12 protein-coding genes are annotated in these 12820 nt (G+C 54.3%); 10 read left to right on the top strand and 2 right to left on the bottom strand.

Going from position 1 to position 12820, the window contains the following annotated elements:
* Nucleotides 1-146 precede the first annotated feature (146 nt).
* From ACMGGM_RS18255 to ACMGGM_RS18220, 8 genes are all read left to right on the top strand, one after another.
* Complete coding sequence (locus tag ACMGGM_RS18255) at nucleotides 147-725, top strand: lipoprotein (protein WP_014882772.1); 579 nt, start codon at nucleotides 147-149, stop codon at nucleotides 723-725.
* A 45-nt stretch (nucleotides 726-770) separates the two neighbouring features.
* A complete protein-coding gene (ampG, locus tag ACMGGM_RS18250; RefSeq protein WP_023332233.1) occupies nucleotides 771-2246 on the top strand; it encodes a muropeptide MFS transporter AmpG in 1476 nt (491 codons plus the stop codon).
* A 478-nt stretch (nucleotides 2247-2724) separates the two neighbouring features.
* On the top strand, nucleotides 2725-3672 hold the full coding sequence (cyoA, locus tag ACMGGM_RS18245; protein ID WP_014882770.1) for a cytochrome o ubiquinol oxidase subunit II: 948 nt from the start codon (nucleotides 2725-2727) through the stop codon (nucleotides 3670-3672).
* Between the two features lie 16 nt (nucleotides 3673-3688).
* The gene (gene cyoB, locus ACMGGM_RS18240) at nucleotides 3689-5680 is read left to right on the top strand and encodes a cytochrome o ubiquinol oxidase subunit I (protein ID WP_014168864.1); all 1992 of its coding nucleotides are present in this window, start codon (nucleotides 3689-3691) and stop codon (nucleotides 5678-5680) included.
* Entirely contained in the window at nucleotides 5670-6284 is a 615-nt protein-coding gene (locus ACMGGM_RS18235) for a cytochrome o ubiquinol oxidase subunit III (protein ID WP_008503324.1), read from the top strand. Before cyoB ends, ACMGGM_RS18235 begins: the two co-directional genes overlap by 11 nt.
* On the top strand, nucleotides 6284-6610 hold the full coding sequence (locus ACMGGM_RS18230) for a cytochrome o ubiquinol oxidase subunit IV (protein ID WP_006176899.1): 327 nt from the start codon (nucleotides 6284-6286) through the stop codon (nucleotides 6608-6610). The genes ACMGGM_RS18235 and ACMGGM_RS18230 overlap by 1 nt, the downstream gene beginning before the upstream one ends.
* Nucleotides 6611-6621: 11 nt before the next feature.
* A complete protein-coding gene (gene cyoE, locus ACMGGM_RS18225; protein WP_014882769.1) occupies nucleotides 6622-7509 on the top strand; it encodes a heme o synthase in 888 nt (295 codons plus the stop codon).
* Between the two features lie 149 nt (nucleotides 7510-7658).
* Nucleotides 7659-9020 (top strand): MFS transporter, encoded by a 1362-nt coding sequence (locus ACMGGM_RS18220; RefSeq protein WP_023332232.1) that lies wholly within the window; start codon nucleotides 7659-7661, stop codon nucleotides 9018-9020.
* A gap of 31 nt (nucleotides 9021-9051) precedes the next feature.
* On the opposite strand, the gene ACMGGM_RS18215 is transcribed toward ACMGGM_RS18220, so the two are convergent.
* Complete coding sequence (locus ACMGGM_RS18215; RefSeq protein ID WP_023332231.1) at nucleotides 9052-9543, bottom strand: YajQ family cyclic di-GMP-binding protein; 492 nt, start codon at nucleotides 9541-9543, stop codon at nucleotides 9052-9054.
* 121 nt (nucleotides 9544-9664) lie between these two features.
* Here ACMGGM_RS18215 and panE point away from each other — a divergent pair, with 121 nt between their 5' ends.
* Together panE and yajL are read left to right on the top strand one after the other, a co-directional pair.
* The gene (gene panE, locus ACMGGM_RS18210) at nucleotides 9665-10576 is read left to right on the top strand and encodes a 2-dehydropantoate 2-reductase (protein ID WP_023332230.1); all 912 of its coding nucleotides are present in this window, start codon (nucleotides 9665-9667) and stop codon (nucleotides 10574-10576) included.
* Nucleotides 10539-11132: a protein deglycase YajL gene (gene yajL / locus ACMGGM_RS18205; protein WP_014882765.1), complete on the top strand. Its 594-nt coding sequence runs from the start codon at nucleotides 10539-10541 to the stop codon at nucleotides 11130-11132. Before panE ends, yajL begins: the two co-directional genes overlap by 38 nt.
* A gap of 132 nt (nucleotides 11133-11264) precedes the next feature.
* Here yajL and thiI read toward each other — a convergent pair whose 3' ends face one another.
* The gene (gene thiI, locus ACMGGM_RS18200) at nucleotides 11265-12713 is read right to left on the bottom strand and encodes a tRNA uracil 4-sulfurtransferase ThiI (protein WP_014882764.1); all 1449 of its coding nucleotides are present in this window, start codon (nucleotides 12711-12713) and stop codon (nucleotides 11265-11267) included.
* Nucleotides 12714-12820: the final 107 nt, after the last annotated feature.

The raw sequence follows: 12820 nt of genomic DNA, 5'->3' as shown, positions 1-12820 counted from the left end.
CGCGAGAGGGGAAATTGGGTAAGCTGGTCAGTTTTCGGACAAGGCGATGAATTTACATGCGTTGACCACTTCCCCTCGCCGTTGGCGATGTTATGATGACGGCAATTTTTCTCTTTATATGCTTACGATTCGTTGAGAACCCGAAAATGTTAAAAAAACTCTTCTTTCCGTTGGTAGCCCTTTTTATGCTGGCAGGCTGTGCAACCCCGCCTACCACCATTGATGTCTCACCCAAAATTACGCTGCCTCAACAGGATCCAAGCCTGATGGGCGTCACCGTGAGCATTAACGGTGCCGATCAGCGTCAGGACCAGGCTCTGGCAAAAGTGACCCGCGATAACCAGCAGGTGACTCTGACCGCGTCCCGCGACCTGCGCTTCCTGCTGCAGGAAGTGCTTGAGAAGCAAATGACCGCTCGCGGCTATATGATTGGCCCAAGCGGTGCGGTTGATCTGCAGATCATCGTTAACAACCTGTACGCAGACGTGTCTCAGGGCAACGTGCGTTACAACATCGCGACCAAAGCGGATATCGCCATCATTGCTACCGCGAAAAACGGTAATAAGATGACCAAAAACTACCGTGCGAGCTACTCTGTCGAAGGCGCGTTCCAGGCATCGAATAAAAATATTGCTGATGCGGTTAACAGCGTGCTGACGGATACCATTTCCGACATGGCGCAGGACACCAGCATCCACGACTTCATCAAGCAGAACGCACGTTAATCCTGCCGACTGACCCGGTGCTTCACCGGGTCAGTTCATAAGAACATGTCCAGCCATTACTTACGCATTTTCCAGCAACCGAAATCAGCGATTCTGCTGATCCTCGGCTTTGCCTCGGGTTTACCTCTCGCGCTCACCTCCGGCACGCTTCAGGCGTGGATGACGGTCGAAAATATCGATCTCAAAACCATCGGTTTCTTCTCGCTTGTCGGTCAGGCCTATGTCTTTAAGTTCCTGTGGTCTCCGGTCATGGATCGCTACACGCCACCTTTCCTGGGACGTCGTCGCGGCTGGTTAGTGATGACGCAAGTCTTGCTGCTGCTGGCCATTGCGGCGATGGGTTTTCTTGAGCCGACCACACAGCTTCGCTGGATGGCCGCACTTGCGGTCGTGATTGCCTTCTGTTCCGCCTCCCAGGATATTGTCTTTGACGCCTGGAAGACGGACGTTTTGCCTGCGGAAGAGCGCGGCGCCGGTGCCGCGATCAGCGTGCTGGGCTATCGCCTCGGGATGCTGGTCTCCGGGGGACTGGCACTGTGGCTGGCTGACCGTTACCTCGGCTGGCAGGGTATGTACTGGCTGATGGCCGCCCTGCTTATCCCGTGCATTATCGCGACGATCTTTGCTCCCGAACCGAGCGATGTCATTCCGGTCCCCCGCTCGCTGGAGCAGGCCGTGGCCGAACCGCTGCGCGACTTTTTTGGTCGCAACAATGCCTGGCTGATCCTGCTGCTCATCGTCCTTTATAAGCTGGGGGATGCGTTCGCCATGAGCCTGACCACCACCTTCCTGATACGCGGTGTCGGTTTTGATGCCGGTGAAGTGGGTGTGGTAAACAAAACGCTGGGACTGTTTGCGACGATTGTGGGCGCGCTGTATGGCGGCGTGCTGATGCAGCGCCTGACCCTGTTTCGCGCACTGCTGATTTTCGGCATCCTTCAGGGAGCCTCTAACGCGGGCTACTGGCTGCTGTCGATTACCGATAAACATATGATCAGCATGGCCGCGGCGGTATTCTTCGAGAACCTCTGCGGCGGCATGGGCACCGCGGCATTTGTTGCCCTGTTGATGACGCTTTGCAATAAATCATTTTCCGCTACGCAGTTTGCGTTGCTCTCGGCGCTCTCTGCCGTGGGTCGCGTGTACGTTGGACCGATTGCGGGCTGGTTCGTGGAAGCCCACGGCTGGCCAACGTTTTATCTCTTCTCTGTCGTGGCTGCCGTGCCGGGAATTTTATTGCTGCTGGTCTGCCGTCAGACGCTGGAATATACGCAGCGGACCGAACACTTTATGCCGCGCACCGAATATCATACCGCCTACCGTTTTGCGTTACGTCTGTTAATGGTGGGCTGCGTTGCTCTGGCACTCTGGCTTGTGGTGCTGATTATTAACGCCAGCACGTCACTGGCACTCCCGTTCGAAGCGCTTCTTCTGGACGCGGGCGCCCTGCTGGCTATTGCCGGGATCCTGACCGGGGGTCTGCTCGATTTCATGGCGTTGCGTAAAACGCAGATGACCTGAAGAAAAATGCGAAAGGTTATTTCCCGTTGTAATCACTAACCGAAATTATAACGGCGAAATAGCCAGCGCCCCCCCAAAAAAATATTTGTTGTTTTGTGCGGGATAGGATTTGGAAATTATTGGCTCCAGTTCCAAAACGCTATTTTTCATTAAACGATTCAGCATCCGATAGTTTGATTTTTCGTTTTTTAGATGTCTTTTTATTGATAATTAATTGTTAATTTTTTGTTTATTTTTAACAATGGTTATACCAATTGTCCCTTTTAGGGTATGCTTGGGGGTCCTTTCGTTATAAAGCCCACGCCATGCGGCTTCTGTCATAAAAACCGACATAATTTGCAACACTTGTGACACGTGCGGCAGAACCCGGTAACACCTTCCTGACACAGGCCTAATGATGTTTACAGTAATGTAACCTTCCCGTAAAATGCCCCCACACTTTAAACGCCACCAGACTCCGTGGAATTGAGGTCGTTAAATGAGACTCGGGAAATACAATAAAAGTTTGGGATGGTTGTCATTATTCGCGGGCACTGTATTACTCAGTGGCTGCGATTCTGCACTACTAGACCCCAAAGGACAGATTGGACTGGAACAACGTTCACTGATACTGACGGCTTTTGGCCTGATGTTGATTGTGGTTATTCCTGCCATTTTGATGGCTGTTGGTTTCGCCTGGAAGTATCGTGCGAGCAATAAAGATGCGAAGTATAGCCCTAACTGGTCACACTCCAATAAAGTGGAAGCTGTGGTCTGGACGGTACCTATTCTGATCATCCTGTTCCTTGCCGTACTGACCTGGAAAACCACTCACGCACTTGAGCCAAGCAAACCACTGGTTCACGATGAGAAACCTATTACCATTGAAGTGGTCTCCATGGACTGGAAATGGTTCTTCATCTATCCAGAGCAGGGTATTGCTACCGTGAATGAAATCGCCTTCCCGGCGAACACTCCGGTTCAGTTCAAAGTGACCTCCAACTCCGTAATGAACTCCTTCTTCATCCCACGTCTGGGTAGCCAGATCTACGCGATGGCCGGTATGCAGACTAACCTGCATCTGATCGCGAATGAAGCAGGCACCTATGATGGTATCTCCGCCAGCTATAGCGGCCCGGGCTTCTCAGGTATGAAGTTCAAAGCTATTGCAACGCCAGACCGTGCCGCTTTCGACCAGTGGGTTGAAAAAGCGAAGCAGTCTCCAAACACCATGTCTGACATGGCGGCGTTCGAAAAAGTGGCTGCACCTAGCGAATACAACAAGGTGGAGTACTTCTCTAATGTGAAACCTGATTTGTTCAAAGATGTCATTGGCAAATTTATGGATCACGGCAAGAGCATGGACATGACCCAGCCTGAAGGCGAGCACAGCGCGCATGAAGGTATGGAAGGCATGGACATGAGCCACGCGGAAACCGCTCACTAAGGGGCCGAGGAAGAAAATGTTCGGAAAATTGACACTGGATGCAGTGCCCTACCATGAACCGATTATCGTGGTTACGGTGGCTGCAATTATCATTGGTGGCGCGGCCTTACTGGCCCTGATCACTTACTTCGGTAAGTGGAGCTACCTGTGGAACGAGTGGCTGACTTCGGTTGACCACAAAAAACTCGGTATCATGTACTGCATCGTCGGTATCGTCATGTTAATTCGTGGCTTTGCGGATGCGATCATGATGCGTAGCCAGCAAGCACTCGCTTCTGCGGGTGAAGCCGGCTTCCTGCCGCCGCACCACTACGATCAGATCTTTACCGCTCACGGCGTTATCATGATCTTCTTCGTAGCGATGCCGCTGGTTATCGGTCTGATGAACGTGGTCGTTCCGCTGCAAATCGGCGCGCGCGACGTGGCGTTCCCGTTCCTGAACAACCTGAGCTTCTGGTTCACGGTTGTCGGCGTTATCCTGGTTAACCTGTCACTGGGTGTGGGCGAATTCGCGCAGACCGGCTGGCTGGCATACCCGCCGCTATCAGGAATTGAGTACAGTCCGGGCGTTGGCGTTGACTACTGGATCTGGGCGCTTCAGCTCTCCGGTGTCGGTACCACCCTGACCGGTATCAACTTCTTCGTGACCATTATCAAGATGCGTGCCCCTGGCATGACCATGTTCAAGATGCCGGTATTTACCTGGGCATCTCTGTGCGCCAACATCCTGATTATTGCCTCTTTCCCAATTCTGACCGTCACCATCGCGCTGCTGACCCTGGACCGCTACCTGGGCACCCATTTCTTCACGAATGATATGGGTGGCAACATGATGATGTACATCAACCTGATTTGGGCCTGGGGTCACCCGGAAGTGTACATCCTGGTTCTGCCTGTCTTCGGTGTGTTCTCCGAAATCGCGGCAACCTTCTCGCGTAAACGTCTGTTTGGTTACACCTCTCTGGTGTGGGCAACCGTGTGTATTACCGTTCTGTCGTTCATCGTTTGGCTGCACCACTTCTTCACCATGGGTGCGGGCGCGAACGTAAACGCCTTCTTCGGTATCACTACTATGATTATCGCCATCCCGACCGGGGTGAAGATCTTCAACTGGCTGTTCACCATGTACCAGGGCCGTATCGTGTTCCACTCAGCGATGCTGTGGACCATCGGCTTCATCGTGACCTTCTCCGTAGGTGGGATGACCGGTGTACTGCTGGCGGTACCAGGTGCTGACTTCGTTCTGCACAACAGTCTGTTCCTGATTGCGCACTTCCATAACGTTATCATCGGTGGCGTGGTCTTCGGCTGCTTCGCGGGCGTAACCTACTGGTGGCCAAAAGCGTTCGGCTTCACGCTGAACGAGAAATGGGGTAAACGCGCGTTCTGGTTCTGGATCATCGGCTTCTTCGTGGCATTTATGCCGCTGTACGTGCTGGGCTTCATGGGTATGACCCGTCGTCTGAGCCAGCAGATCGATCCGCAGTTCCACCCAATGCTGATGGTTGCAGCGGGCGGTGCGGTGCTGATTGCCTGCGGTATCGCGTCTCAGCTGATTCAGTTCTACGTGTCTATTCGCGACCGCGATCAGAACCGTGACCTGACCGGTGACCCATGGGGTGGCCGTACGCTGGAGTGGGCGACCTCTTCTCCACCGCCTTTCTATAACTTTGCCATCGTGCCGCAGGTTCATGAACGCGACGCATTCTGGGAAATGAAAGAAAAAGGTGAAGCGTACAAGCAACCTGCTCATTACGAAGAGATCCATATGCCGAAAAACAGCGGTGCGGGCATTGTCATTGCCGCCTTCGCTACGGTATTTGGTTTCGCAATGATCTGGCACATCTGGTGGATGGCGATTGTTGGCTTCGCTGGCATCGTAATCAGCTGGATTGTGAAGAGCTTTGACGAGGACGTGGACTACTACGTACCAGTCCGTGAAGTTGAAAAGCTGGAAAATCAGCATTTCGACGAGATTTCTAAAGCGGGGCTGAAAAATGGCAACTGATACTCTGGCGCACTCAACTGCCCACGCGCATGAACATGCGCACCACGATACAGGACCGACCAAAGTCTTCGGTTTCTGGATCTACCTGATGAGCGACTGCATTCTGTTCTGCTGTCTGTTCGCGACCTATGCCGTTCTGGTGAACGGCACAGCGGGCGGCCCGACCGGCAAGGACATCTTTGAACTGCCGTTCGTTCTGGTTGAAACCGCACTGCTGTTATTCAGCTCTATCACCTACGGCATGGCGGCTATCGCCATGTACAAAAACAACAAGAGCCAGGTTGTCTCCTGGCTGGCGTTGACCTGGCTGTTTGGTGCTGGATTTATCGGGATGGAAATCTATGAATTCCATCACCTGATTATGGAAGGCTTTGGTCCGGATCGCAGTGGCTTCCTGTCCGCGTTCTTCGCGCTGGTCGGTACCCACGGTCTGCACGTGACCTCGGGTCTGATCTGGATGGCAGTACTGATGTTCCAGATCTCCCGTCGCGGCCTGACCAGCACTAACCGTACCCGTATCCTGTGCCTGAGCCTGTTCTGGCACTTCCTGGACGTGGTGTGGATCTGTGTGTTCTCTGTTGTCTATCTGATGGGGGCGATGTAATGAGTCATTCTAACGATCATGGCGCTTCCCATGGCAGCGTAAAAACCTACATGACAGGTTTCATCCTGTCGATCATCCTGACGGTGATCCCGTTCTGGATGGTGATGAGCGGTTCTGCGTCTAAACCGGTTATCCTGGGAGCAATCCTGGTGACCGCGGTGATTCAGATTCTGGTGCATCTGGTTTGCTTCCTGCACATGAACACCAAGTCCGATGAAGGCTGGAACATGACGGCCTTTATCTTTACCGTGATTATCATCGCTATCCTGGTAGTCGGTTCCATCTGGATTATGTGGAACCTCAACTACAACATGATGGTTCACTAAGAGCGGCGAGTATGTTTAAGCAATACCTGCAAGTAACGAAACCAGGCATCATCTTTGGCAACCTGATCTCCGTGATCGGAGGGTTCCTGCTGGCCTCTAAAGGCAGCATTGATTACGCCCTCTTTATTTACACGCTGGTCGGTGTGTCACTGGTTGTTGCGTCCGGTTGTGTATTTAACAACTACATCGACATGGATATCGACAAGAAGATGGAAAGGACCAAAAATCGGGTGCTGGTGAAAGGCCTGATCGCCCCTTCCGTCTCGCTGGTGTACGCCACCTTGCTGGGTATTGCTGGCTTTATGCTGCTGTGGTTTGGTGCTAACCCACTGGCCTGCTGGCTGGGGGTGATGGGGTTCGTGGTCTATGTGGGCGTCTACAGCCTGTATATGAAACGTCACTCCGTCTACGGCACGCTGATTGGTTCTCTCTCCGGCGCTGCGCCGCCGGTGATTGGCTACTGCGCCGTCACGAACGAGTTCGACAGCGGTGCGCTGATCCTGCTGGCTATCTTTAGCCTGTGGCAGATGCCGCACTCCTATGCCATCGCGATTTTCCGCTTTAAGGATTATCAGGCAGCGAACATCCCGGTTCTGCCGGTCGTGAAGGGCATTTCGGTTGCCAAGAACCACATCACGCTTTACATCATCGCCTTTGCCGTGGCAACGCTGATGCTCTCTCTGGGTGGTTACGCCGGGTATAAATATCTGGCGGTAGCGGCTGCGGTGAGCGTCTGGTGGCTTGGCATGGCGCTGCGCGGATACAAAGTGGAAGATGACAAAGTCTGGGCACGTAAGCTGTTTGTGTTCTCCATTGTCGCCATCACTTCTCTGTCCGTGATGATGTCCGTGGATTTCATGGTGCCAGATTCGCACAACCTGCTGACTTACGTCTGGTAAGCGACAACAGGTCAATAAAAGGGTGCTTCGGCACCCTTTTTTATTCACAAAATCAATTAATAACGCATGTAATATTTGTTAAATAAGCCCTTATTTACCCCGCCCCTTCCCCGCACTACACTATGGCCTGCTTTTGAACTGAGGTGGTAATGAACGATTATAAAATGACGCCAGGCGAGCTACGCGCGACCTGGGGCTTAGGGACTGTCTTCTCGCTACGGATGCTCGGCATGTTTATGGTCCTGCCTGTTCTGACCACCTACGGCATGGCGCTGCAGGGGGCGAGCGAGGCATTGATTGGCCTGGCCATTGGCATTTACGGTCTGGCCCAGGCGGTCTTCCAGATCCCGTTTGGCCTGCTCTCTGACCGGGTTGGCCGCAAGCCACTGATTGTCGGTGGCCTGCTTATTTTTGTTCTGGGCAGTGTGATTGCCGCCCTCTCCCACTCCATCTGGGGGATTATTCTTGGCCGCGCCCTTCAGGGCTCCGGCGCGATTGCTGCCGCCGTGATGGCGCTGTTGTCCGATCTCACCCGCGAACAGAACCGGACTAAAGCGATGGCGTTCATCGGCGTTAGCTTTGGCGTCACCTTCGCCATTGCGATGGTACTGGGCCCGATAATCACCCATGCGCTTGGCCTGCACGCGCTGTTCTGGATGATTGCCGTGCTGGCAACCCTCGGTATTGCCTTAACCCTGTGGGTCGTCCCGGACAGCAAAAACCACGTCCTCAACCGTGAATCGGGAATGGTAAAGGGCTGCTTCAGCAAAGTGCTGGTTGAGCCACGCCTGCTGAAGCTTAACTTCGGCATTATGTGTCTGCACATCCTGCTGATGTCGACCTTTGTCGCCCTTCCCGGCCAGCTGGCCGCTGCGGGCTTCCCGGCAGCCGAGCACTGGAAAATCTATCTGGTCACGATGCTGATTTCCTTTGTCTCCGTCGTGCCATTCATCATCTACGCTGAAGTGAAGCGCAAGATGAAGCGCGTCTTTATTGGCTGCGTAGCACTGTTGCTGATAGCTGAGATTGTGCTCTGGGGTGCCGGCCCGCACTTTTGGGAGCTGATTGCCGGCGTGCAGCTGTTCTTCCTGGCGTTTAACCTGATGGAAGCCCTGCTGCCGTCGCTGATCAGCAAAGAGTCCCCTGCCGGTTACAAAGGCACGGCGATGGGCATCTACTCCACCAGCCAGTTCCTCGGCGTGGCCATTGGCGGCTCGCTTGGCGGCTGGGTGGACGGTCTGTTTGACTCTCAAACCGTGTTTCTCGCGGGCGCACTGCTGGCGACAGTCTGGCTGCTGGTCGCCAGTACCATGAAAGAGCCGCGCTACGTGAGCAGCCTGCGGGTAGAAATCCCGGATGATGTTCAGATTAGCGACGCGCTGAAACAGCGTCTGGAAGCAAAAGAGGGTGTGACGGAGGTCCTGATTGTCCCGGAAGAGCGCAGCGCTTACGTCAAGATAGACAGCAAAATGACCAACCGCTTCGAAGTGGAGCAGGCCCTGAAAGCATGAAAAAAGCCCGGTTGAACCGGGCTTTTTGGTATTAATCGCGGAAGTTTTTAAACTGGAACGGTTGTCCCAGATCGCTGCCACGCACCAGCGCCATCACGGACTGCAGGTCATCGCGGGACTTGCCGGTGACGCGAATCTCTTCACCCTGGATCTGCGCCTGCACCTTCAGCTTGCTGTCTTTAATGAGCTTCACGATCTTCTTCTGCACCGCGCTTTCAATGCCCTGCTTCAGTTTAGCTTCAACGAACCAGGTTTTACCGCTGTGCACAAACTCTTCCGGCACATCCAGAGAGGCCCCTTCAATGCCGCGTTTTAACAGCTTGGCGCGCAAAATGTCGAGCAGCTGATTCACCTGGAAATCAGACTCGCTCAGCACCTTAATGGTCTTATTTGCGTCGTTCAGCTCAAACGACGCCTCAACGCCACGAAAATCGAAACGTGACTCAACTTCGCGGGTTGCGTTCTCAACGCCGTTGCGAACTTCCTGGATATCAACTTCGGAAACAATATCGAAAGATGGCATCTTTTCTTCTCCCTTCACTTTTGTTGCGTTGCATAATACCCGCTACGAGGCATAACTCAACAGAAGCTTAGCTGTATAATTAAGCTGTAACACCTGGCGCAGTTGCAGGTGAGGAGGAACAATGAAAATTACAGTGCTCGGATGCGGAGCGCTTGGTCAGCTATGGCTGACCGCGCTGTGCAAGCACGGACATGAGGTTCAGGGCTGGCTGCGCGTGCCCCAGCCCTATTGCAGTGTAAACCTGATTGGTGAAGACGGAAGCATCTTTAACGAATCCCTCACCGCGAACGATCCCGATTTCCTGGCGCAAAGTGACCTGTTACTGGTGACGCTTAAAGCGTGGCAGGTCTCAGACGCGGTGAAGACGCTGGCTGCGCAACTCCCCTCCACTTCCCCTATACTGCTGCTGCATAACGGCATGGGGACCATTGATGAGCTGAAAAGCGTCCCGCAGCCCCTGCTGATGGCGACAACCACGCAAGCAGCCCGTCGCGACGGCAACATCATCGTGCACGTCGCCAGCGGCGTGACCCATATGGGACCGGCCAGAACACAGGATGGCGACTACAGTTATCTTGCCGATGTGCTGCAGAAGGTGTTGCCGGACGTCGCCTGGCATAACACTATTCGCCCTCAACTCTGGCGCAAGCTTGCCGTGAACTGCGTGATCAATCCGCTGACGGCACTGTGGAACTGCCCGAATGGGGAGCTGAAAAACCATCCGCAGGAGGTTGCATCACTGTGTGCTGAAGTCGCGTCGGTCATTGAGCGGGAAGGTCTGCATACCTCGGCAGAGGATTTGCGCGGTTATGTCGAGCAGGTTATTGAGAGTACGGCAGAAAATATCTCCTCAATGTTGCAGGATGTCCGGGCATTACGCCACACAGAAATCGACTACATTACCGGCTATCTGCTAAAACGTGCCCGAGCACATGGCATCGCCGTGCCGGAAAACGCCCGTTTGTATGACCTGGTTAAACGTAAGGAGAGTGAATATGAGCGCGTCGGCACTGATCTGCCTCGCCCCTGGTAGCGAAGAGACAGAAGCGGTCACCACCATTGATTTGATGGTGCGCGGCGGTATTGAGGTGACGGTCGCCAGCGTTGCCAGCGATGGCAGTCTGGCGGTGACCTGCTCGCGCGGCGTGAAACTGCTTGCGGATGCGCCGCTTGTGCAGGTGGCCGACGGGGATTACGACATCATCGTCCTGCCCGGTGGCCTGAAGGGTGCGGAATATTTTCGCGACAGCCCGCTGCTGGTCGAGACCGTGCGTCAGTTCCACTTATCGGGTCGTATCGTCGCCGCCATCTGTGCCGCCGCCGGAACAGTGCTGGTTCCGCACGATATTTTCCCTATCGGCAATATGACCGGCTACCCCGGTCTGAAGCAGACCATCCCGGAAGACCAGTGGGTGGACAAACGCGTCGTGTGGGATCCACGCGTCAACCTGCTGACCAGCCAGGGCCCCGGCACCGCGATTGATTTTGGTTTGAAGATTATTGACCTGCTGGTCGGGCGCGAAAAAGCGTACGAGGTGGCATCATCGCTGGTGATGCCGGCGGGAATTTATAACTACTATGAAGAGTAGTGCGTAAAAAAGCCGGGTGGCGCCAGGTTAAAGCAAAACGGCAACCAAAGGTTGCCGTTTTTTATGTTTTCTCCCTCTCCCCGCGGGAGAGGGCCGGGGTGAGGGCATCAGGCCGCATTCCCGGGCAAAAAACTACGGGCGATACACCTTCACATTCGCAAAGCCCTGCTCGCGCAGATACAGTGCCTGCAGGCGGCTCATCACCCCACGCTCACACCACAGCAGATACGTTTTGCTCTGGTCGAGATCGCCAAATTTGGTGCTCAGCTTGTAGAACGGCAGCGACACCACTTCAACGCCTTCCACCTGCAGCGGCTTGTCGTCCTGCTCATCAATAGAGCGGATATCCAGAATCGCATCGTTAGCGCCGAAACCGCTTACGGTTTCCACTTCGACGACGTCCTGCTCGGTCTGCTGGGCGATTTCGCGGATATCAATATTGGACGCTTCCGCCACCACTTTATCCAGGATGCTGAAATCGAAGTGCTCTTCTTCGGCTTCGATCTTCGCCTTCACCGCTTTGACGGTCGGGCTTTTTGAGATCACACCGCAGTATTCCGGCATGGTACGGGCAAAATCTTCGGTGCCGATTTCACGTGCCAGATCGATGATGTGCTCTTTATCGTGGGAGATCAGCGGACGCAGGATCAGCGTATCAGAGACGTTGTCGATCAGACGCAGGTTGGTCAGCGTCTGGCTGGAGACCTGCCCCAGCGCTTCGCCGGTGACCAGCGCCTGCACGCCGTAGCGCTCAGCCACTTTGGATGCCGCACGTACCATCATGCGCTTCAGGATAACGCCCATCTGGCCGTCGTCCACTTTCTCAAGAATTTCGCCCACTACCGGCTCGAAGTTGATCGCCACAAAACGCACGCGGTGGGAGCTGCCGAAGCGGTTCCACAGGTAATGCGCGACCTGGCGAACGCCGATTTCATGCGCCGCACCGCCCAGGTTAAAGAAGCAGTAATGGACGCGACAGCCGCGGCGCATCAGCATATAGCTGGAAACGCCGGAGTCGAAGCCGCCGGAGATCAGAGACAAGACATCTTCCTGGGTGCCGATCGGGAAACCGCCGATACCTTCATAACGACCTTTCACCAGCAGCAGGCGATCGTTTTCGATCTCCAGGTTAACCGTCACGTCCGGGTGCGTCAGACGCACGCGCGCAGACTCGACGTGCTGGTTCAAACCGCCGCCAACGTAACGTTCCACTTCAATGGAGCTGAATTCGTGCTTGCCGCGACGTTTCACGCGTACGCAGAAGGTTTTGCCTTCGATCTGATCGCGGTACTGAACCAGCGCTTTCTCGAAGATATCGTGCATATCGCTGAACGGGACGTCTTCCACTTCCAGAATATGGTGGATCCCCGGAATACGGGTCAGCGCGTCGCGAATATCCTGACGTTTGTTTTCGTCTTTCGCACGGACTTCAACGTGGTCCCAGTGGCGCACCACGGCGAGCGTTTCGTCGTAGTGCTTTAATACGTTACGAATGTTCCCGGTGAGAATTTTAATAAAGCGCAAACGCACAGATTGGCTTTTGATGGTGATTTCAGGGAACAATTTAATGATAAACTTCATGGCGGCAATGTTTCTTAGGCAAGCGTATTAAGGCTTGTAATGGAAAAGAGTACAGCAGCCCACACCCGTGGCTGCATCCAGGCGCGCAAGTATACCACCATCGCGCC

It is taken from the genome of Enterobacter sp. BNK-14, assembly GCF_047456095.1.
GTDB lineage: Bacteria > Pseudomonadota > Gammaproteobacteria > Enterobacterales > Enterobacteriaceae > Enterobacter > Enterobacter kobei.
The sequence above is the reverse complement of the archived record's forward strand: the minus strand, read 5'-3'. Positions and strand labels throughout refer to the sequence as shown.